Origin of the sequence: Corynebacterium sp. BD556 (assembly GCF_038452275.1) — a bacterium.
Lineage (GTDB): Bacteria > Actinomycetota > Actinomycetes > Mycobacteriales > Mycobacteriaceae > Corynebacterium > Corynebacterium mayonis.
Window position 1 is genome coordinate 1,174,175 of the sequence record NZ_CP141643.1, and the last position, 21,172, is coordinate 1,195,346.

The 21,172-nt window shown below is 62.4% G+C and carries 17 protein-coding genes, 1 tRNA gene and 1 other RNA gene; 6 read left to right on the top strand and 13 right to left on the bottom strand.

Annotated features, from left to right (window positions below):
• Positions 1-2: 2 nt before the first annotated feature.
• Entirely contained in the window at positions 3-3,083 is a 3,081-nt protein-coding gene (locus VLL26_RS05520) for a bifunctional [glutamine synthetase] adenylyltransferase/[glutamine synthetase]-adenylyl-L-tyrosine phosphorylase (protein ID WP_342320111.1), read from the bottom strand.
• 8 nt (positions 3,084-3,091) lie between these two features.
• Entirely contained in the window at positions 3,092-4,426 is a 1,335-nt protein-coding gene (locus tag VLL26_RS05525; protein WP_342318142.1) for a glutamine synthetase family protein, read from the bottom strand.
• A 112-nt stretch (positions 4,427-4,538) separates the two neighbouring features.
• On the opposite strand from VLL26_RS05525, the gene VLL26_RS05530 reads away from it, so the two are divergent.
• On the top strand, positions 4,539-6,107 hold the full coding sequence (locus VLL26_RS05530) for a CYTH and CHAD domain-containing protein (RefSeq protein WP_342318143.1): 1,569 nt from the start codon (positions 4,539-4,541) through the stop codon (positions 6,105-6,107).
• 9 nt (positions 6,108-6,116) lie between these two features.
• Here the strand turns inward: VLL26_RS05530 and VLL26_RS05535 are convergent, their stop codons facing one another.
• Positions 6,117-6,323, bottom strand: a complete 207-nt coding sequence (locus VLL26_RS05535) for a hypothetical protein (protein WP_342318144.1) — start codon at positions 6,321-6,323, stop codon at positions 6,117-6,119.
• 106 nt (positions 6,324-6,429) lie between these two features.
• Between VLL26_RS05535 and VLL26_RS05540 the strand changes: the two genes are divergently transcribed.
• Positions 6,430-7,638 (top strand): galactokinase family protein, encoded by a 1,209-nt coding sequence (locus VLL26_RS05540; RefSeq protein ID WP_342318145.1) that lies wholly within the window; start codon positions 6,430-6,432, stop codon positions 7,636-7,638.
• A gap of 27 nt (positions 7,639-7,665) precedes the next feature.
• Here the strand turns inward: VLL26_RS05540 and VLL26_RS05545 are convergent, their stop codons facing one another.
• The 5 genes from VLL26_RS05545 to VLL26_RS05565 form a co-directional block, all read right to left on the bottom strand.
• Positions 7,666-9,060: an RNB domain-containing ribonuclease gene (locus VLL26_RS05545; protein ID WP_342318146.1), complete on the bottom strand. Its 1,395-nt coding sequence runs from the start codon at positions 9,058-9,060 to the stop codon at positions 7,666-7,668.
• Between the two features lie 52 nt (positions 9,061-9,112).
• An RNA gene (rnpB, locus tag VLL26_RS05550) (RNase P RNA component class A) lies at positions 9,113-9,523 on the bottom strand.
• 47 nt (positions 9,524-9,570) lie between these two features.
• Entirely contained in the window at positions 9,571-10,695 is a 1,125-nt protein-coding gene (locus VLL26_RS05555; RefSeq protein WP_342318147.1) for a bifunctional RNase H/acid phosphatase, read from the bottom strand.
• 5 nt (positions 10,696-10,700) lie between these two features.
• Positions 10,701-11,387, bottom strand: coding sequence for a zinc ribbon domain-containing protein (locus VLL26_RS05560; RefSeq protein WP_342318148.1), 687 nt, complete (start codon positions 11,385-11,387; stop codon positions 10,701-10,703).
• A gap of 3 nt (positions 11,388-11,390) precedes the next feature.
• The gene (locus VLL26_RS05565; protein WP_342318149.1) at positions 11,391-12,566 is read right to left on the bottom strand and encodes a Nif3-like dinuclear metal center hexameric protein; all 1,176 of its coding nucleotides are present in this window, start codon (positions 12,564-12,566) and stop codon (positions 11,391-11,393) included.
• 40 nt (positions 12,567-12,606) lie between these two features.
• Between VLL26_RS05565 and VLL26_RS05570 the strand changes: the two genes are divergently transcribed.
• Together VLL26_RS05570 and VLL26_RS05575 are read left to right on the top strand one after the other, a co-directional pair.
• Positions 12,607-13,089: a low molecular weight protein-tyrosine-phosphatase gene (locus VLL26_RS05570; protein ID WP_342318150.1), complete on the top strand. Its 483-nt coding sequence runs from the start codon at positions 12,607-12,609 to the stop codon at positions 13,087-13,089.
• Positions 13,090-13,110: 21 nt separating this feature from the next.
• Positions 13,111-14,037: an SURF1 family protein gene (locus VLL26_RS05575; RefSeq protein WP_342318151.1), complete on the top strand. Its 927-nt coding sequence runs from the start codon at positions 13,111-13,113 to the stop codon at positions 14,035-14,037.
• Positions 14,038-14,210: 173 nt separating this feature from the next.
• On the opposite strand, the gene VLL26_RS05580 is transcribed toward VLL26_RS05575, so the two are convergent.
• Positions 14,211-14,286, bottom strand: a tRNA-Val gene (locus VLL26_RS05580).
• 40 nt (positions 14,287-14,326) lie between these two features.
• The gene (locus tag VLL26_RS05585; RefSeq protein WP_342318152.1) at positions 14,327-14,767 is read right to left on the bottom strand and encodes a DUF3052 domain-containing protein; all 441 of its coding nucleotides are present in this window, start codon (positions 14,765-14,767) and stop codon (positions 14,327-14,329) included.
• A 124-nt stretch (positions 14,768-14,891) separates the two neighbouring features.
• On the opposite strand from VLL26_RS05585, the gene aceE reads away from it, so the two are divergent.
• On the top strand, positions 14,892-17,672 hold the full coding sequence (gene aceE, locus VLL26_RS05590; RefSeq protein WP_342318153.1) for a pyruvate dehydrogenase (acetyl-transferring), homodimeric type: 2,781 nt from the start codon (positions 14,892-14,894) through the stop codon (positions 17,670-17,672).
• A 122-nt stretch (positions 17,673-17,794) separates the two neighbouring features.
• Here the strand turns inward: aceE and VLL26_RS05595 are convergent, their stop codons facing one another.
• Positions 17,795-18,787: an alpha/beta fold hydrolase gene (locus VLL26_RS05595; protein ID WP_342318154.1), complete on the bottom strand. Its 993-nt coding sequence runs from the start codon at positions 18,785-18,787 to the stop codon at positions 17,795-17,797.
• A 25-nt stretch (positions 18,788-18,812) separates the two neighbouring features.
• On the opposite strand from VLL26_RS05595, the gene VLL26_RS05600 reads away from it, so the two are divergent.
• Positions 18,813-19,136 (top strand): acyl carrier protein, encoded by a 324-nt coding sequence (locus VLL26_RS05600; protein WP_342318155.1) that lies wholly within the window; start codon positions 18,813-18,815, stop codon positions 19,134-19,136.
• Between the two features lie 121 nt (positions 19,137-19,257).
• Here VLL26_RS05600 and VLL26_RS05605 read toward each other — a convergent pair whose 3' ends face one another.
• Together VLL26_RS05605 and VLL26_RS05610 are read right to left on the bottom strand one after the other, a co-directional pair.
• Positions 19,258-20,631: an NAD-dependent succinate-semialdehyde dehydrogenase gene (locus tag VLL26_RS05605; protein ID WP_342318156.1), complete on the bottom strand. Its 1,374-nt coding sequence runs from the start codon at positions 20,629-20,631 to the stop codon at positions 19,258-19,260.
• Positions 20,624-20,968, bottom strand: a complete 345-nt coding sequence (locus tag VLL26_RS05610) for a hypothetical protein (RefSeq protein ID WP_342318157.1) — start codon at positions 20,966-20,968, stop codon at positions 20,624-20,626. Before VLL26_RS05610 ends, VLL26_RS05605 begins: the two co-directional genes overlap by 8 nt.
• Positions 20,969-21,172: the final 204 nt, after the last annotated feature.

Here is a 21,172-nt window from a genome sequence, read left to right on the forward strand (position 1 = left end):
CCTTAGGGCATGGCGTCGTGCTCACCGGAGGGCACCTCACCCCAAAAAACTTCCTCGACAACTTTGTGTGCCCGACGGGTGATGCGCAGGTAGTCTTCCAAAAAGAGCTGCTGCTGGCCCGGTTCGTAGCCGGCGCAACCGGCGACCTGCGCCAGTTGCGGGCCGGGCGCCGGGATCTGATCGATGCGTTTGCCCGACACCAGCACCAGCGCATTGCGGGCGCGGGTGGCGGTCAGCCACGCCTCACGCAAGCTGGTGGCGTCGCGGGCCGAAAGCACGCGGGCGTCGTCGAGTTCGGCTAAGAAGTCAAGCACCGCCAAGGTGGAGGTGTTGTGGAGCTGGGGGTGCTCATGGGCGTGCATCATGGTGAGCAACTGGACGGTCCATTCGACGTCGGCAAGCGCTCCGCGGCCCAGCTTCGTGTGGGTGGACTTGTCCGCGCCGCGCGGCAAGCGTTCATCGTCAACGCGCGCCTTAATGCGGCGGATTTCGCGGACCTCGGCCTTGCTGGCGCCACCTGTGGGGTAGCGGAAAGCGTCGATCATGATGAGAAAGGCGTGACCGACCTCCTTATCGCCGGCGACGCAGGTGGCGCGCTGCAAGGCTTGTTTTTCCCACACCTCGCCCCACTTGCGGTAGTAGCGCTCGTAGGAGCCGATGGTGCGCACCACCGCCCCGGAGCGTCCCTCGGGCCGAAGCCCCAGGTCAACTTCCAGCGGTGGGTCCCCGGAGGGTTTAGCCAGGCGAGTGCGCATCGCATCGACGATCTTGGCGGCCCAGCCGATCGCCTCGGTTTCCGCAACGCCTGCAGCGGGCTCGGCAACAACCATGACGTCTGCGTCGGAGCCGTAACCCAGCTCAGCGCCGCCGAGCCGACCCATGCCGATGACGGCGATGCGTGCCTTCGGTTCCTCCTCGCCGCGGGCGATAAGGTCGGCGCGCACCTCCGCGCGCAGGGCTGCTTCCAAAACTCCCTTCCACACCCACGTCAACTCCTCGCACACCTGGCGTACATCCATAAAACCCAGCAAATCGGCGGCGGCGATGCGTGCGAGGTCGGCGCGGCGTAGGCTGCGTGCAACCTGCACGGCGCGATCTGGGTCCTCGTAGCGTTTGGTGGCGGCGATGATGGCTTTGAAGGCTTGGTCGGGGGCGGTGTCGAGAAGTTTTGGGCGTGTGGCGCCGTCACCAAGCGAGCGCACCACGTCGGGGGCGGCCAAAATTAGGTCGGAGGCGTAAGCCGAGTTGCCCAAAATGTGCATGAGGCGTTGGCCTACCACTCCTTCGTCGCGCAGGGTGCGCAGAAACCAACTCTTGTCCTCGGCGACCTCGGAAAGTTTGCGGTAGTTCAACAGTCCGGCGTCCGGGTCTGCGGTGTCGCCGAGCCAGTGCATGAGGCTGGGCAGCAGAATCGTTTGCAGCTTCGCTTTGCGCGTTGAGCCTTTGACCAGGAAGCTCAAGTGCTCGTAGGCGCGCGAAGGGTGGCGATAGCCGAGGGCCTTGAGTTGGTCTTTTACTGCCTCGTTGCTCAGCGATACTTCGCCCTCGCTCATGTGCGCCACCGCGCCGAGCAGGGGACGGTAGAAAAGTTTTTCGTGCAGGCCAGCTACGGTGCGGCGGTAGCGGCGCAAGGTGGCATTCATGTTTTCTGTGGCCAGCTTGTGCTGCCCGGCGCGAAATCCCGCGGCGCGAGCTAACCAATGTCTGGCCGCACCGTCGTCTTCCGGCGGCAGGCTGTGGGTGCGTTTGAAGCGTTGCAGCTGAAGGCGGTGTTCCAAGAGCCGCAAGAAACAATAGGCTTCGATGAGTTGGCGTGCGTCTTCGCGGCCGACGTAGCCGCCGTGTTTGAGGTGTACTAAGGCGTCGACGGTGTCGAGGACGCGCAGGTCGTGGTCGACGCGGCCGTGGACGAGCTGCAGCAGTTGCACGGCGAATTCGACGTCGCGCAAGCCTCCTTCGCCGAGTTTGAGTTCGCGTGAGCGCATGTCTTTCGGCACGTTGGCCAGCACGCGACGTCGCATCGCCTGGACGTCTTCGACGAAGGATTCGCGTTGCGAGGCGGACCACACCATGGGGGCTAGCTTTGCGACGTATTCCTGCCCCAACCCCATGTCCCCCGTCATCGGGCGGGCTTTAAGCTGCGCTTGGAACTCCCAGGTTTGCGCCCAACGTTTGTAGTAGGCAACGTGGCTGTCCACGGTGCGCACCAGCGCACCCGACTTGCCTTCGGGCCGCAGGTTCGCGTCGACTTCGAAGAAGCACTCGGTGCCGATGCGCATGAACTCACTGGCCAAGCGGGTGGCTTTGGCCTCGGCGGGCTCGGCAACGAAGATGACATCGACGTCAGAGATGTAGTTCAGCTCCCGGGCGCCGCACTTGCCCATGGCGATGACAGCGAGGCGGGCATTTGGTGTCTGCGCCCCGTAAACCCCGCGCACCGCGACGGCGAGGGCGGCGGTAAGGGCGGCGTCGGCAAGCGCGGACAGTGTATGCGTTACGCACTGGTATCCGAGCTGCGGCTGGCCATGGTCGCCGTCGCCGTCGCCGTGCGCAGTGCCGGCAAGATCGGCGGCCGCAATGCGCATGATAAGCGTTCGGTAGGCGGTGCGCAGACTTAGCTTGGCGGTGTTGACGTCGCTGAACTTCTCGGCGGCGCGGTAGGTGCCGGGTTCGGTGAGATCCGGATTCGCGGTGTCTGCGTCTACCCCAGCGGGTACGGCGCCGACGCTGGCCAGCATCGTGCGCATCAGCTCCTTGGGGTCGGGCAAGTCGCGTGCCAGCTCCGGCCACTGCTCGGGGTGGGCGATGAGGTGGTCGCTTAGCGCCGTCGAGCCGCCGAACAGCGCCATCAGGCGCGCCAGCAACGTCTCGTCGCGGTCGAGTTCGGCGCGCAGTTTCGCATATTGCGCGCCGAGTGCTTCAGCAAAGCGCACCGCGTTGTTTAGCGCCAGGTTCGGGTCGGCCGCACCGGCCAAAGCCTTGAGGATCTCGGCGTTGTCCCAACCGAGTTTGTCAAGGTCCGCCGCGGCGCGCTCGCCCCGCAACCCCAAAGAGACAAGTACAGAAAGGCTAGGACGTGGCATTGTATTTCTTAAAGGTCCAATCCGTGCTCAATTTCCCAGGGGGTGACCTGGGAGGTGCAATCGTGCCATTCATCCCACTTGGAGCGCAGGTAGAACTCGAACACTTGCTCTCCCAACACCTCCGCCATGAACTCGGATTTTTCCAGGTGGCGCAGCGCCTGACCTAAAGAGGAGGGCAGGTCGCGGTAGCCCATCGCCCGGCGCTCCCGGCGCGTCAGGGCCCACACGTCGTCGCGGGCCGGCTCGTCGAGCTCATAGCCCTCCGTAATCCCCTTCAGGCCCGCCGCAAGCACAGCAGCAAATGCCAAATAGGGGTTGCAGGCGGAATCCAGGGAGCGGACCTCCACGCGACGCGACTCCGCCTTGTGCAGGCGGTAGGTGGGAACCCGCACCATCGCCGAACGGTTGGAGATCCCCCACGTCGCCGCGGTGGGCGCCTCGGAACCAAATTGGAGGCGTTTGTAGGAGTTGACCCACTGGTTAGTCAACGCGGAGATTTCGTTGGCGTGCTCGATGATGCCGGCGATGAATTGGCGGCCAGTGGTCGACAGGGAGATTTCATCGTCCGGGTCATGGAAGGCGTTTGTCTCTCCCTCGAACAGGGAAAAGTGGGTGTGCATCGCGGAGCCATCGAAGGCCGGGAAGGGCTTCGGCATGAAGGTGGCATGCACCCCGGAGGCTTCAGCGACCGTTTTGACGATGTATTTGAAAGTCACCACGTTGTCAGCCATGGTCAAGACCTCGGTGTGGCGCAGGTCGATCTCCTGCTGGCCGGGACTTGCCTCATGGTGGGAAAACTCGGTGACTACGCCCATGTACTCAAGAGCGGAGATGACGTGGCGGCGCAGCTTCGGAGCTTCGTTGCGTTTGGCTTGGTCGAAGTAGCCCCCTTTGTCCGCAGGTCGCGGGTTCATCCCGTCGGCCCCAACATTGACCAGGTAAAACTCAATTTCTGGGCTGGCCATCGGGGTAAAGCCAAGGTTTTCAGCCGCCTCGATCTGGCGGCGCAGGATTTGGCGTGGATCTCCGTAGAGCGGGTCGCCGTCGGGCATCGTGATGTCGCAGAACATCCGGGCAGTTTGCAGGCCCTCGTCGACGTCGAAAGGCAACGCCTGGTACGTCGAGGGGTCGGGGCGCAAAAGGGTGTCCGACTCGGAAACACGGGAGAAACCCTCGATTGAGGAGCCGTCAAAACCCACGCCCTCGGCGAAGGCGGCCTCCAGCTCGGAGGGCGACATCATCACCGTCTTGAGGGAGCCGAACATGTCGGTAAACCACAGTCGGATGAACGCGATGTCTTGGTCGTGGACCTTACGCAGGACGTTTTCCTGTTGGCTGCTCATACAGCCACACTTTAGTGCCTCGCGCTGAGACCCTCCCACGCACCGACGGCACGGGTAGAATTGCGCAGCAGAAGCCCCTGCAGCACTGACCATCAAAGGAAAGGGATCAACCGTGACCAAGAAGAAGATCGCCAGTTTCCTGGAAGTTGAGGTCAAGCTCTCCGTCGACGAGTCAACGGGTATCCCCGATTTGACCCAGTTGCCGGGCGTGGAGAAGATTCTGGGCACCACCGAACACAAGTTATCCGCCATCTATTACGACACTGAAGACCTCCGCCTGACGCGAGAGAAAATCACGCTGCGGCGCCGCACCGGCGGCGACGACGACGGTTGGCACCTCAAACTGCCAGCCGGTTCGGCCCGCCGTGAGCTGCGCGCCGAGTTGGACGACCCGTCCACTATCCCGGATGAGCTTGTCTCCCACGTCCGCGCGATCGTGCGCCACCACTCTTTGCAGCCGGTCGCTCAGGTAGATAACCGCCGCGTTGTGATCGAGTTGGGTTCCTCCGCCGGTGAGCAGGTCGCTGAGTTTTGCGACGATCACGTCACCGCTTGGTCGCTGTTGCCGGGCGGCGAGCGCACAAATTGGCGCGAGTGGGAGGTGGAACTAAGCGACTTTACTTCCGGCACGGAGGCCGGCGCGGACTTGATTAACCAGGCGACGTCCTTTCTCATCTCTGCTGGCGCACGTAAATCTTCCTCCCCCTCAAAGCTGTCCAGCGCCTTGGGAGAATCAATCAAAACTGCGCCTGTCCCGAACCATTTGCAGCTCAGCTCACTCGACCCGGATTCGCCGGCGGCGTCCGTGGTGGAGTCCTTGCGCGCCCAGCGCGACAAAATCATCCACTGGGAGCCGCGTGTGCGCGCCGATGAGTGGGATTCCGTCCACCAACTGCGTGTGTCTACCCGTGAAATGCGCTCGCTTTTGGAAACTTTCGAGGGCATTCTCGAAGGCGATCAGCTCCACCACCTTGAGGCCGAGTTGAAACAAGCCGCGGCGGTGCTGGGTGAGGCACGCGACGCGGAGGTTGTCGAGGAGCGTTTCATCGACTTGCTCGACAGCGACGACAGTGGGCTTATCGATTCCACCGCGGCCCAGCACATCCGTGGCGACATGCGCGCCGAGTACGAAGCTGCCCACGAGCGCATCATCGCAATGCTCGACGCCGACCGTTTCCTGCAGCTCCTTGAGGACATTGACGCCCTGTTGGCGCAGCCGCCTGTGGTGAGCGCCGGGGAGGTACTGGAAAGCAAAGAAACGCTCCACGACCACCTCAAAGGTGCGTACAAGAAGCTGCGTCGGCGCCACAAGAAGGTGCAGGAGTTCTACCACGACGCCACCTTGACATTGCATCAGCGCGAAGAATACGTCCACGACGTGCGCAAGGCCGCGAAGAAGTTGCGCTACGCCTCCGCTGCCGCCGAGGACGCAGGCCTGCGGACGAAACGGCTGACTAAGGCGTGCAAGGCCCTGCAGTCGCAGCTTGGCGACTTCCAGGACGCGGTGACTTCGCGCGACCGCATCGAGCGCCTCGCCGCGGCTGCCCGCGAGCGCGGCGAGGACACCTTCGCCTACGGCATCCTCTACCAACGCGAACTCGCCCGCGGGCAAAAGGCCCTCGCTGGCTATGAGGAGACAGTCGCCGAGATCAAGAAGGCTTTTTCTAAGGTCAAGGCTTAAACTGCGGGTTTATTTTTCCCACGCGGCGGGCTTGCCCCAGTTATCATCGGCTTCGTCGATCGCGTCGGCCTGTTTGTTGCGCGCGGCGGCGATGTCCATGGCTTGCTGCGCTTGTTCACGTGTGGCATAAGGCCCCATGCGTTCGTCCCAGCTTTCCGTCTTGCCTTCAGTGACTTCGCCGGTGGTCGGATTGTAATAAAACTGCTCGTCAGACATGTTTCTCCTGGGGTTTGTGTGGTCTTTTTCTTCCCGTTCACCCTACCTGTGGTCTTGGTAGGGTGGGGGAGGAAAAGGTGGCCGGGTTGATAAGGAGATGGTGGTCATGGCCGTGTGGTCCGCAGAGGGTCCTTCCCCGGTTGATCGTGTCGTTGAGGCGCACACCACGCTCACCGGGAGTGCGCCGCGAACTGTAGGCTCCGCACCGGGGACGTGGGTACTCATCGGCGAAAACGTCGATCACTTCGGTGGGGTGACTCTTTTGGGGTTGTCTTCCCTTCGCGCCGCCGCCGCTGTTTCGCCGCGCGAGGATGACACCATCGCTTTGCAGGTCTACGGCCCCGGCGGCTATAGCTTTTCCGATGCTGGGACGCTAGGTCAGCTTTCCGCCGAGACCTCGATGGACCGCCTTACCCGGCGCACGCTAGGTTTGGTGCAAACCATGATCTCGCGCCAGGTGCTCTCCCGCGACACCCGAGGTTTAGACATCACCATGGTGACCGAGGTTTTGCCTGGTGCGGGCCTTGGTGCCCTTTATGCCGGCGATGCAGCCTTGGCCCTAGCGTTGGCTGCCGACGACGCCGACGTCGACGAAGCTCCGTTTCGGGCCAAACTGGCGGAGCTGTGTTCCCAAAATGTCTCTGCCCATTCGGGGTTGGCTGTCCTGCGGGCCCGCCACACTGCCGCGTTGCGCGGCAAGGCGGAGACGATTTCGGTGGTGGATTATTCGGACGGCTCACTTACCCAAGCTCCGCATCCCGGCAAGTTGGGGGTGCGGATCTTCTCAGTCACCGACACCTGGGGCGAGCCTTATGACGCTCAGACGCAGCGCATTGCCGCGCGTCGCGCGTTTATCGACGAGGCCTGTTCGAACTTTGGGGTCTCCTCGCTGCGCCAGCTTCCCGACGCCGCCGAACGCGTCGTCGCCTGGGTGGAGGCGCGGCGCCAAGCCAACGGCCCGGACTCCGCACCTAAACCTGAGGTGGCGCGCCAGTGGGTGAGTTTCTGCGGCACCGAAACGCTGCGTTCCCTGGCCGCGGCCAAGGCCTTGCGCTCGCGCCGCGACAACGAGCTATTTACCCTGCTTAATTCCCCCTCTGAGTACCACGATTTAGATACACCAGATGAGTTGGTCGCCACCGCTTTAGAAGCCGGGGCGCTGTCGGCTCGTCCCGCTGCCGCTGGCAACTCCCCTGCCGTTTTGGCTTTCGTGCCGGTGCGGCAAGCGCAGCGGTTCGTGGACTCGCTCAGTCAGGACTTCGAAATCATTGAGGTGCTGCCAGGCGAGGTGGGCCGGGTCGAGCACGTGCTCTAGCGGGCCGCGCCGGTGTAGTCAGCCGGTTTAGTCAGCCGGCCAAGCAAAAACTACCTCGCGTTTTCCCACGTCGGCGCAGACGAGAGAGACTGATGTTTCCTTCCCTTCGTCGGGGTGACCCAAACATGGGGCGAGCACCGGCGGATCAACAACGAAAATGCGGGACTGGTCGGCCTCCGCATCCGAGGTGAGCACCACCGCGTCGAAATTGTGGCCCACCCAGGGGTTTAACACTTTCGCTTCGGTGAGGTTGAGGCAAGCTTTGTCGACTGTGGCGGCTAGCTGGGAGGTGCGCCCCATCGTTTTGACCACCCGGTTGCCGTCTTCTTCCACCCAGTGCGGGATGTCGCTGCCGGCGCAGATGGCGAGGCAAATTTCGGTGGCGTAGCGGTCAATGAGGCGGCGCAAGGGTGCGGTGACGTGGCTGTAGTAACCGCCGATACCGGCGTGAACTTCGGGGGCTTTTTCCGCTAAGTTAACGTAGCCCGAGCCGCGCAGCAGCTTCTGCGCTTCGCGCATCACGGCCATGCCGCGTGGGGTGTCGGGGTCAATCGTGGCTAAAAACTCCCCAATGTGCTCCCCAGGTTCGTAGCCCAGGTTGCGGACCTCCTGCCGAAAATCTTCCACCGCGCCGTTGTCCGCCGGGCCCAGGGTACGCAAGAAACCCACGCCGGCTTTGACCATCATGCCGCCGGCGACCATGCCGGTAAGCAGCGAAATTTCGGAGTTGTAGTCCATCACTGGGTGGCGCGGCTCAATGACTAACTCAAAGGTGCCGTCTAATTCATCGTCCACCACCCGCACGGAGGGCAGGCGCAGGTTGATTGCCTCGCGGCGCAAAGAGGATTCTTGACGCAGCTTTCCCACCGCCGGCAGGTGCTCGATGGATGGGTGCATGCGTCCGTTGTCGAGGTCTTCTTGGACCCCGTCGTAGTCCAGGCGGGCCACGCTGTGCACCAGTGCGCGCTCAACGTGGGCGTTTGTGACTTCCCCGCCGGCGTCGAGGTGGAAGGTCCACAGCGCCGCCGGCCTGTCCACGTCCGGCAGCAGGGAGGCGGCGTCTTCGCTGAGCTCCGCCGGGTGCAGGCGCGCCGGCTCATCCGGCAGGTAAATCGTCTGGCCGCGTTCCAGCGATTCCTCTTTGACGAGGCTGTCGGGTTCCACGAAGGCGGCAACATCGGCGATCGCGTAGTAGACGATGTAGCCTTCGCCGTCTTTTTCAATGCACACGGCTTGGTCGAGGTCTTTCGAGCCGGCTGGGTCGATGGTGACAAAGGGGATGTTGCGGGCGTCGCGGCGGTTGTTGGGGTGGGCGTCGACAAGCTCTGCTGCTTCTTTGTGCACCTCCTCCGGGAAATCGGTCGGCACACCGTATTCACGCGCGATGTCGCGGAAGTCTAAGGGTGCGGCGTAGAGCTTCATAACCAGCCATTGTTTCAGAAAACCGTGCGGTGTGTGGGATGAAGATGTGGGGCGAATGAGTCGGCCTTTAAGCCGGATTCTGTGCTTCCCGCGTGTGCGGGAAGTGGCGAACATCCATCTGGGTCACCCATCGCTGGGCGCCTCAAGCAGCTACCTTCGGACTGGGCGGGCAGCCTCATCACATCCGACGACCCCCGCGGCTGGCGCTGGGGCTCTTGCCTTGCTCCCGGTGGGGTTTACCTGGCCGCACGTGTCACCACGCACGCCGGTGCGCTCTTACCGCACCCTTTCACCCTTACCTCGCTGGCGCGAGGCGGTTTGCTCTCTGTTGCACTTTCCCGCGGATCGCTCCGGGTTGCTGTTAGCAACCACCGTGCCCATGTGGAGTCCGGACTTTCCTCGGCCCCGCGCCAGCCCACACGAAGTGGCGGTACGCACAGGCCGCGTTCGCCCGGCCGGCTCATTCGCGGGAAGTCAGTCTACGCGCTTCGACCCCGCGAAGGGAAATGCTCAGCGGTGGTGGGCGACATCGTTGACGCAGCGGACCACGCCGAGATCGCCATAGAACTCGACGACGCTAATGGAGGCCAAATCCAAAAAGACGTGGCGGAAAACTTGCGCGCCGACGCCGAGCCCTTGCCTGATGAAGGATTTGATCGGCGTCATGTGCGTGACCACGAGGATGGTTTTGCCGCTGTGTTTTTCTTGCAGTTGCAGCCGGGCGCGCGTGACGCGGCGGTTAAGTTGCGACAGCGACTCTCCGTTGGGCGGAGCATTGCTTGCCGACGCCTCCCAGACCTCGAACTCCTCCGCGTAGCGCTCTTTGGCTTCGTCGCGAGTCAGCCCTTCGAAGTCACCGAAGTTCATCTCGCGCAACGCCTCATCAACTTCGATCTGTGCTCCCCCGAGCGCGGCCGCGCAAGCCTCGGCGGTGGCCACGGCGCGCTTCAGGGGGGAAGTGACCACCACGTCGATTGTCCCCATTTTGGCTACGGCCGCGGCGGCCCGGCGCGCCTGTTGCACACCGATCTCGCTTAGTTCCGGGTCGGAAGAACCACTGTAGCGACGCTCGACTGACTGCGCGGTTTGGCCGTGGCGCAGCAAAACGAAGCGGGTGCGCGGCTCGTCGCTGCCCGACCAGTGCTGCGGCGAGGCAGTGACGTGGGAATCTTTGGGCGCTGTTTTCTGCGGCGCGTTAAAACCTGTATCGACTGGGCCGCGTTTGGCTCCCCTGGCGGCGGCATCCATGGCCAGATTTGATAACTCGTCGGCCTTTGTGTTCTCCGCTCGCGGAACCCAACTGTAGGTGACCTTGTCAAATTTTTGGGCCAGGGTGCGAGCGGCGGTGGCGAGTTTTTGCATATCGGGGTGCTTGATTTTCCACCGCCCCGTCATCTGTTCGACAACGAGTTTGGAGTCCATGTATACATCTACCTCGGTAGCCCCCAGGGCCGCTGCCGCCTCCAACCCACGCACTAGCCCGGTGTACTCCGCGACGTTGTTGGAGGCTTTTTGCCCCACCACGAAAGCGTCCTCGGCGAGGATGTCACCCTCAGGGCCGTAGACAACCGAGCCGGAGCCGGCCACGCCTGGGTTTCCGCGAGAGCCCCCGTCGGTAAACATCTTCACCTGCATCGCATTTACTCCTCGTCGGGGCTCACGCGCACTAACAGGCAGCCGCAGTTCGGGCAGGTGGGAACTTCGTCGACGGGCGTTGCCATGACCTCAACGCGCTCAGTCGGCGGCAACTGCAAAAAACAGGACTGGCACGTGCGGCCGATGAAGGCGGCGGCGCCGACAGTGTCGTACAACGACAGGATCTGTGCGGGAAGCTTCGCGCGCAGCGCTTCGGTGTCGACGTGTTCCGGGGCCGGAAGTGCCTCCACTGCCCGGCGGGCAAGAGCGATCTTGCGGTCCACCTCGTCTAGGCGCGCACCATGGTTGTCGCGGTTGTTGCGCAGCGCCTTAATTTCGTTATGTGCTTCCTTCAACTCGGACAGCAGGTCCGCAATGCGAGACTTCGCGGCGTAGCGGTCGTGCTCTAAATCTTTGCGGCGCTCCGGGTCAGTCTCGGCGGAGAGCTGACGCTTGTCGTCGAGCTCACGCTTTTTTAACTTGCGCTCATCTTCTTGGATGCGCAAAATCTCCAGCTCCATATCGTCAACCGCCATCTGCGCGGCCGCCGAAGCCGAAACAAGGCGCTCACGTTCGTGCAGCAGATTCTCCAGCTCGCGTTGCTCCGGCGGCACGGCGTCCGGGTGTGCCTTTAGTCGGTCGGCTTTTGACAGCTCCAGCAGGGTCTCCTGCAGCTCGCGGGACAGTTTCACTGGCTAAACTCCTCGTGTCGTTGAATCGTGGGCGTGGTTGTGGCGCGGGTGCGCAGAAATCGTCCACGGGTCGGTGCGCAGCGCAATAATCTCAGTGTCCACGCCCAAAGGTTTGACGATACCCTCCGCCTGCGACGTCCAGGGATACTCGCTGGCCCAATGCGCGGTATCGACAACTGCTGGCCCGCCGGCAGCGAGGTGCTCGTCGACGGGGTGGTGGCGCAGATCCGAAGTGACGTAAACATCGACACCCAACGCGGCAACATCGCTAAGAAAACTATCCCCCGACCCGGAAGACACCGCCACCGTGCGCACCATTTGCTCTGGATCACCCGCAGCGCGCACGCCCCAAGCGGTGGGAGGCAAAGCGTCAGCGACCTGCTGAGTGAACTGGCGAAGCGTCATCGGCTCCGGCAGCTCACCAATGCGCCCCAAACCAGTAGCCTGCGATAAATCACCCACCTGAGGCATGGGGCAAATGTCGAAGGCGGGTTCCTCGTAGGGGTGGACGCGACGCAAGGCGTCGATAAGCGAGCGGCGAAGACTAGTCGGCGCAACAAACTCAACGCGCGTTTCCGGCGCCGAATAATGCTGCCCGACCGTCCCCTCCGCCGGCTCCGCACCCTCCATCGGCGTAAAACCACCAGTGCCCTCCCACTCGAAAGAGCACCGCGTGTAATTGCCGATGCGTCCAGCGCCGACGTCGAAAAGCGCGTGCATGACATGCTCAACATCCGCCGGCGGGATGTGCACACCCCACTTGTCGGTGCCGCCAACACTCACCGGCTTAATCGGCCGGCCCGGCACAATACCGATCAATTCCGCGAGCCTGTCAGACACCCCCGGACGAGCCGAATCAGCGTTGGTGTGAGCGGCAAACAACGCCACACCGTTAGTCATCAATGTGTGCAACACCCGGCCCTTTGGCGTATTCGCCGCCACCGAACTGACCCCCCGAAAAAGCAACGGATGATGAACCACCAACATCTGCGCACCATCTGCCACCGCGCGCTGGGCAACCGCAAGCGTGCAATCAAGCGCGAAGGCGATCTTGCCCACCGGCGCCCCCGGGTCCCCACAAATCAAACCCACCCTGTCCCAACTCTCCGCAAGCGCGGGCGGGTAAGCAGCTTCAAGCGCATCCACAACATCAGCGACAGTCACTGGCGAATCAGTCATACCCACCAGACTACAAATACGGCCTACTAGGGTGGAGCCCATGACTCAACCACTGCACATCGACTTCGTCTGCACCGGCAACATCTGCCGCTCCCCCATGGCCGAAATCATCGTGCGCACCAAACTCAAAGAGGCAGGGCTTGACGGCACCGCCCGCGTCTCATCCTCCGGCATCGGCGCCTGGCACATCGGCGACAGCGCCGATGAGCGCGCCCTCGAAGAACTCGAAGACCACGGCTACGACGGCTCCCGCCACCGCGCGCAACAATTCGGCGCCGACCAACAACAAGCCGACCTCATCGTCGCCCTTGAAGCCAAACATGTCTCCGAACTAATCGCGCGCGGCGTACCGGAAGAAAAAATCCGCCTCCTGCGCTCTTTCGACCCCGCCTCCCCCGCAGGCGCCAGCGTCGAAGACCCCTACTACGGCGGACAAGAAGGATTTGCCACCACCCGCGAACAAATCGAGGCCGCAGCGCCCGGTATCCTCGCCTGGGTCCAAGAACACGCCGATCATTCTTAAGTTGTAGAATCATTCCTTGTGATGCCCGCGAAGAACCAAGAAAAACCCTGGTGGAAGACATTCCTCTCGCCCGGGTGGATCATCGCCGCCATTGCGATCGCGGCGTTTTCCTACTTCGCCTTCACCTTCCTCGCCCCCTGGCAACTCGGCAAAAACGACGCCCTAGTACAGCGCAACGAAAACATCGAGCGCGCCTTCGAAAACGACCCGCTGCCCTTCCAGGACATCCTCGGGCCCAACGCCTCCCTCGACCCCGCCGACGAATGGGCCAGAGTCACCCTCACCGGCCACTACCTGCCCGATAACGAAGTGGTCCTGCGCCTGCGCCCAGTGGAAAAAACCCCCGCCTTCCAAGCCCTGACCCCCTTTGAAACCACCGACGGCACCGTCGTCCTTGTCAACCGCGGCTGGGCCGCTGCCCGCGACGGCGGCACCCAACTGCCTGAACTACCCCCCGCCCCAACCCAACACACCACCATCACCGGCTTCCTCCGCTTCAGCGAAGCCGCAGCCCCCCAACAACCCATGTACGACCAAGGCCGCCACATGGTGTACTCCATCAACACCGGCCAAATCTCCGACCTCACCGGCACCGACCTGACCGCCTTCTACCTGCAACTCGCCCAAGACGAACCCGGCGAAATCCAAGCCATTCCGCTGCCCCAACTCGAAACCGGCAACCACCTGTCCTACGGCCTGCAATGGATCGCCTTCGGACTACTGGCACCCACCGGACTTATCTACTTCGTCTGGGCCGAAACCCGCGAACGCCGCCGCTTCCGCGAAGAACAAGAAGCGATGGATGCAAGCACCGCGCTCGCCGCCGCCGCTGGGGGTGCCGGCGATGGTGACAAAGCCGGTGAGGCTGCTAAACGTCCACGCACCCGCTACGGAAACTCACGGCGCAACGCCTGGGCCGCAAGCTACGAGAAAGAACAAGAACGCTAAAAGGGGTTAAGCTGCGCCGATTAGTGCCACGGTGGAAACCTTCCGCGGTGGTATCTGGCACAAGCCAACACTGCGCTTACCGGTTGAGACACCAGTGCGCCTCGCAGTGCCGGGGAAATGTCGTGGGAAAGTGAAAACCCCTCTCCGTTTTTTGGTGGAAAGGGGTTTTGACCTGGTGCGCCATGACGGGCTCGAACCGCCGACCTACTGGGTGTAAACCAGTTGCTCTTCCAGCTGAGCTAACGGCGCGCGCCTGGAAACCTTAGCACGGTCCGCGACTGAGCCACAACTAGCGTTTGGTGCTGGCGCTGGTGAGGCAGGAACCCTGCCATTGTCCGACACGGTTGGCCTTGGTTTGCACCAGGCCAGCGAGTTGGGCGGATTCAGAAATATCTCCGGGGGCGACGGCGTCCGGCTTGGTGGCTGAGGGGGTGAGAAGCCAGACGCGACCGCCGTCAGCGAGGTTTCGGGTGGCGTCGACAAGCACGTCGACGAGGTCGCCGTCGTCGGCGCGATACCAAAGCAAGACGACGTCGCAAAGCTCGTGCGAATCTTCGTCGAGCAGGGGCCCGCCGAGCACGTCCTCAATGTCTTCAGAAATAGTGGAATCCGCGTCCTCGTCCCAACCGATTTCCTGGACGATATCGCCCTTAGTGATGTTGAGACGCTCGGCGTAATTTCCGACACCAGCGGTGCCCAAGAGTGTGTCCTCCTCATTTTCAAAGTGCATGTTCACAAAGATGATAACCCCGATATCTCGCAAAGTCTGGAGAACAACCCGGCCGAAGACACCCGGCGGGGTCGGCGGGTACGCTTGGGCAAGACCTAATTAGAAGCAACCAACGGAGGTTCCCGTGGCTGATTCCGACCTCAGCAATAAGGATCCGTACGGCAACGACCGCGAATCCAACATTCCCCTCATCCGCGATGGTGTCGCCTCTTACCTGCATGATCAGGACCCGGAGGAAACCGACGAATGGATGGAGTCTTTCGACGGCCTCCTCGATTCCTCCTCCCCCGAGCGTGCGCGCTACTTGATGCTGCGCCTGATCGAACGCGCTTCCGCCAAGCGCGTGCCGCTGCCCGCGCTGTCTTCCACGGACTTCGTTAACACCATCCCCACCACCATGGAGCCGGAGTTTCCCGGCGACGAGCAAATTGAGAAGCGCTACCGCCGCTGGATGCGCTGGAACGCCGCGATCATGGTGCACCGCGCTCAACGCCCCGGGGTCAAAGTCGGCGGCCACATCTCCTCCTACGCTTCCGCCGCCGCCCTCTACGAAGTTGGTTTCAACCACTTCTTCCGCGGCAAAGACGCCGAGCAGGGCGGCGACCACATTTTCTTCCAGGGCCATGCGTCCCCCGGCATGTACGCCCGCGCCTTCCTCGAAGGTCGCCTGAGCGAGGACGACCTCGACGGTTTCCGCCAGGAAGTCTCCCGCCCGCAAGGTGGTTTGCCGTCCTACCCGCACCCGCACGGCATGCCGGAGTTTTGGGAGTTTCCGACCGTGTCCATGGGCCTTGGCCCAATGAACGCGATTTACCAGGCGCGCTTCAACAAGTATCTGCAAGACCGCGGCATTAAAGACACCGACCAGCAGCACGTTTGGGCTTTTCTTGGCGACGGCGAGATGGACGAACCGGAATCCCGCGGCCTTATCCACATGGCTTCTTTGTACGGCCTGGACAATTTAACTTTCGTGGTCAACTGCAACTTGCAGCGTCTCGACGGCCCGGTGCGCGGCAACGGCCAAATCATCCAAGAGCTGGAGGCCTTCTTCATCGGCGCCGGCTGGAACGTGATCAAGGTCGTGTGGGGCCGCGAGTGGGACGAGCTGCTGGAAAAGGATGAGGACGGTGCCCTCGTCCACATCATGAACACCACGAAAGACGGCGACTACCAGACGTTCAAAGCCAACGACGGCGCCTACGTCCGCGAGCATTTCTTCGGCCGCGATGAACGCACCCGCAAACTCGTCGAGGACATGACCGACGACGAGATCTGGCAATTGCGCCGCGGCGGCCACGACTACCGCAAGGTTTACGCGGCCTACAAACGCGCCCTGGAAACCAAGGGCCGCCCCACCGTCATTCTCGCCCACACCATCAAGGGCTACGGGCTCGGCCATAACTTCGAGGGCCGCAACGCGACCCACCAGATGAAAAACCTCACGCTGGATGATTTGAAGCATTTCCGCGATAAGCAGGAAATCCCCATCACGGATGAGGAGCTGGAGCGCGACCCCTACATGCCGCCCTACTACCACCCGGGCGAGGACGCGGAGGAAATCAAGTACCTCAAGGAGCGCCGCAAAGAGCTCGGCGGGTTCCTCCCGCAGCGCCGCGTCAACTTCACACCGCTGGAATTGCCGGACTTTGAACAAACTTTCAAGGCCAATTTCAAAGATTCCGGCAAGCAGGAAGTTGCCACCACCATGGCGTTGGTGCGCACTTTCCGCGCCCTGATGCGCGATAAGGAGATCGCGCGCCGGGTCGTGCCGATCATTCCCGATGAGGCCCGCACTTTCGGCCTCGACTCGTGGTTCCCGACGTTGAAGATTTACAACCCCGTCGGCCAAAACTACACCCCGGTTGACCATGACCTGCAGCTTTCTTACCGTGAAGCCACCGATGGCCAGATTCTGCATGAGGGCATCAACGAGGACGGTTCTTCGGCGTCTTTCATTGCCGCTGGCACAAGCTATGCGACGCACGGCGAGCCGATGATCCCGATGTATATCTTCTACTCGATGTTCGGGTTCCAGCGCACCGGCGACAACTTCTGGGCCGCCGGTGACCAGATGGCCCGCGGTTTCGTCATCGGCGCTACCGCTGGGCGCACCACCTTGTTCGGTGAGGGTTTGCAGCACATGGACGGCCACTCCCCGATTTTGGCTTCCACCAACCCGGCCGTTGTCACCTATGACCCGGCGTTCGCCTACGAGATGCCTTACATCATCTCCCGGGGCATCGAGCGCATGTACGGCAAAGACGGCGGCGAGAATGTGATGTATTACCTCACCGTTTATAACCAGCCGACGCACCAGCCGGCCCGCCCCGACGACCTTGATGTGGAAGGCCTGCACCGCGGTGTTTACCTCTACGACCGCGGCGATGAAACGAAAGACCTCAGGGTGTCTTTGCTTGCTTCGGGTGTGGGTATGCAGCAGGCGCTGCGCGCCCAGGTGATCTTGCAGGACAACTACGGCGTGGGCGCTGCGGTGTACTCCGTTACTTCCTGGGTGGAGCTGGCCCGCGACGGTGCGGCTGTAAATAAGGAGCAGTTGCGCAACCCCTCTGCGAAGGTGCGCACGCCTTTCGCCACGTCCCAGCTTAAGCGGACCTCCGGCCCGTACATCGCAACCAGTGATTTTGCGACGGACCTCCAGGAGCAAATCCGCCCTTACGTCCCCGGCCAGTACATCGTGCTCGGCGCCGACGGCTTCGGTTTTTCCGACACCCGCGAGGCCGCCCGCCGCTTCTTCAACATTGACGCCGAGTCGATGGTTGTAGCGGCGCTGATGGGCTTGGCCCGCGAGGACAAGATCGACATGTCGGTTGCGGAGCAGGCCGCTAAGGACCTGCACATCGACGACCCGACCGAGCCGACCCCGAACGGCGGCACCGAGGACTAAATCGCCGTCGGGTGTGGGGTTGCGTGCTGTTTCAAGGCAAACAGCACGCAACCGCCTTGGGCCCGCACTCCACACGTGGATTTTCTGCCTGTGGTGGTTGTCTCGGCCCGAAAGCTCGCCGGCTAGGGGTGGGCTTGGCTAGTCTTCGTGGTCGGCCACACGTCGCGAATGAGCCGAAAGATGGCGGCGCTGACGGCTGCGGGGGCGTCGAGAGGTGGCATGTGCCCGCTTTCGGGGAGGATGTTGAGGTAGCCGCGTGGCCAGATTTCGCTGAGGCGTTCGCTCTGGGTCACTGGTGTGATGGTGTCTCGGTCGCCGACGAGGATGTAGCCGGGGATGGTGGAAAGGACGTCGGCTGCGTCAAGTTCGGAGTGGTTGACTAGGTCGTCGAAGTACCCGGCGTAGGTTTCCAGGGGTGTCAACTGCATCATCGCGGCGTGGAATTTCACCACGGCGTAGCCCACGGGCCGGAAGTAGAAACCGGCGGCTAGAACGGGTGCGATGACGGCAGTGCCAAGGTTGAGCAGCGCTTCGGCAACTGTAGGTGCCGCTCGGTAGGTCTTTTTCAAAACGGTGCCCGCTTTTCCGGCGAGCATTTGTGGCATGCCCATCTCGGCGAAGGGCTCGACAGCAGATGAGATTTGTACGGTGCCGGCGAGGTTGAGTGTGGAGCGGTAGCGGCGCATCAGGGACAGGGAGACGGGCCCGCCGAGTGAGTGGCCGACGACGATTAGCGGTTCGGTGACGCCGCGGTCGCGCAGCACTGCGTAGACGTCGTCGGCGGCGCCGTCGATGGTGCACAGGTGCGGTTCGACTTCACCGGTGCCGCCATGTCCACGCAGGTCGACGAGGAGTTGGCGGACGGGCAGGGAGGCAATGTCGTCGACCTGCATGTAGAACTCGTCGGATGAGATGTTAAAGCCGTGGACGTAGACGACGGTCAAGACGGGGTTTTCGGGGCCTCGTTCGTACCACTGGACACGGATGCCGTCGTTGAGCGTGGTGCCTTTGCGGTCGAAGGTGAGCCCGGCCACTGGTTGCGGGCTGAGGGATTCGAGGAAGTTGCGTGGCCGGCGCGGCCTTAAGCTGCGGGTGTGGTCCGCTTCGGGCTTCATGGGCTTTAAGTGTATATATGGGTGCATGGAGCTTTCGGAACGGCTGGGCCAGCAGCTTGACTTGTCGGGTTTTCTCCTTGAGCATGAGGAGGAGGATGGCCCCGACCGCAGCGTCATGGGGCGTCTGGTCGCTTTGCTTTCTGAGCTCACCGGCTCTGCCCCCGAGTCGATCACCGCTGAGCGCACGCTTGACGACGTCGGCGTGTCCTCCCTCGACCGCATCGAGCTCGCTGTGCGCGCCGAAGATGAATTTGGGGTTCGCGCTGAGGCTGTTGTGCCCGTCGATGACCCGGGTGCGCTGAGCGTGGGGGAAATCGCCGAGCGACTCACCGAGATGGACGACAGTTAGCTTTCGGCCAGGAGACACCCTGCGAATGGGCCGTTGGCCGAAAATAGATCCATGCGGCTGTGCTCTCAGCCGCAGCTCGGTTTGATACGGGTTTTTTCAAGTCTTGTGTTGGCCAATGGAGTTAGTCAGCGATGTAGTAGAGCTGCTTGTTGACAAACTCATCCATGCCTAAAGGCCCGAGTTCGCGGCCGAAGCCGGAGTTCTTCACACCACCGAAGGGCAGCTCGGCACCGCCGGCCTGCGGGATATTGATGTGGATCATGCCGGTTTCGATTCTGTTGGCCACCTTGCGGGCGCGTTCGATGTCGGAGGAAAACACCGCCCCGCCGAGTCCGTAGTTGGAGTCGTTGGCTAGTGCGATCGCTTCTTCGTCGGAGAAAACTTTGTAGATCTGCGCGACGGGGCCGAAGAATTCATCGTAGAAGGACTCGGAGCCGACCGGGATGTCAGTGATGACGGCTGGGCTGAAGTAGGCTCCGTCGCCGGTGAGCTCACCGCCGACATGCAAGGTGGCGCCGGCTTCGACGGCGGTTGTGACCTGCTTGTGCAAAAGCTCGGCGGCGTCGCGAGACGATAGCGGGTAGTACTCGCCGCGGCCCGGGTTCATGGGGTCGCCCTGGGTAAATTCGGAGGCGAGGCGGATCATTTCGGCCAAAAACTCCTCGTAGATGTCCTCCATGACGATAATGCGTTTGTTGGAGGTGCAGGCTTGGCCGGTGTTGGCGATGCGCTTTCGCCAGGCGGTCTTGGCGGCCTTGGCCACGTCATCGGTGTCGAGGACGATGTAGGCGTCGGTGCCGCCGAGTTCGAGAAGCGCCTTCTTCAGGTTCTCGCCGGCGGTTTTGGCCACGGCACGCCCGGCGCGCTCTGAACCGGTCAGTGACACACCCTGGACACGCTTGTCGGCGATGAGTGCGGCGACCTGGTCGTGGGTGGCGTAGATGTTGGTGTACAAACCGGCTGGCGCACCGGCTTGAAGGAAAATGTCGTGGATGGCCTGGGAGGAGCGCGGGCAGATCTCTGCGTGCTTGAGCAGGATCGTGTTGCCGGCCATCAGGTTCGGCGCGGCGAAGCGGGCGACCTGGTAGTAGGGGAAGTTCCACGGCATCACACCCACGAGCACGCCAAGCGGCTCGCGGCGCAAAACGGCGGTGCCGCCGCTGTGCTCTAGTGGCTCGTCAGCGCCGAAGACGGCGCCGTGGTCGGCGTAGTAGGTGAAGATGTCTACGACCATGTCGAGTTCGCCGTTGCCCTGGTTGAGTGGTTTGCCCATTTCTTCGGCGATGATGGCGGCGAGTTCGTCGCGTTTGGCGTCGAAAAGCGCAGCGACCTTGCGCAGCACTGCGGCGCGGTCCTCGTAGCTGGTTCTGCGCCACGTTTGGAAAGTATCGTGCGCCTGGGCAAGCGCGGTTTCGAGTTCATCGTCGGTGATGAAGTCGAAGGTTTCGACAACGGTGTTCGTTTTCGGGTTTTGTACTCGATACTGCTTAGACATGCTGCCCATGGTACGGGCGCATCTCCACTCGCGCCGTGAAGTTGTATTCGCGTGAAATCTTGTCCAGGGCGCGTTCGAACTCGCGCAGTTCGGCGGCCGGGGCGTGGAGGATTTCGCGGCAGAAGTACCCTGCGGGGGTGCGTTGCCAGCGAGTGAACCAGGCGGTGTCGAGTTCGTCGCACAGGGGCGCGACGACGGGCGCGGCGGGCAGGGAGCACAAAAGCTTTTCAACGCCCCACCTCGCCTGTGCGGGCATCTCCTCGATGCGCAACACAGCGGTGGCAGGAAAGGCGCAGGTGGTGCGCCATGGTGAGGGGGCGGCCAGGGTCGTTGTCATGCGGGGACCTTCCATCGGCAGAAACGATGATCACCTCGTGTCGCGTCGGGGTGGCCGGTGACTAATCGGCTCCCGGGCGGCAAGTGAGGTGCAAGACGAGGTTCGTCTTCCCCAACGGCCTCAAATTTTCTCTGGGCCGATCTTGCTTCACTTCCACCCCACCTGACAACCTTAAACCTCAGGTTGATCCCCCTATTTATTCAA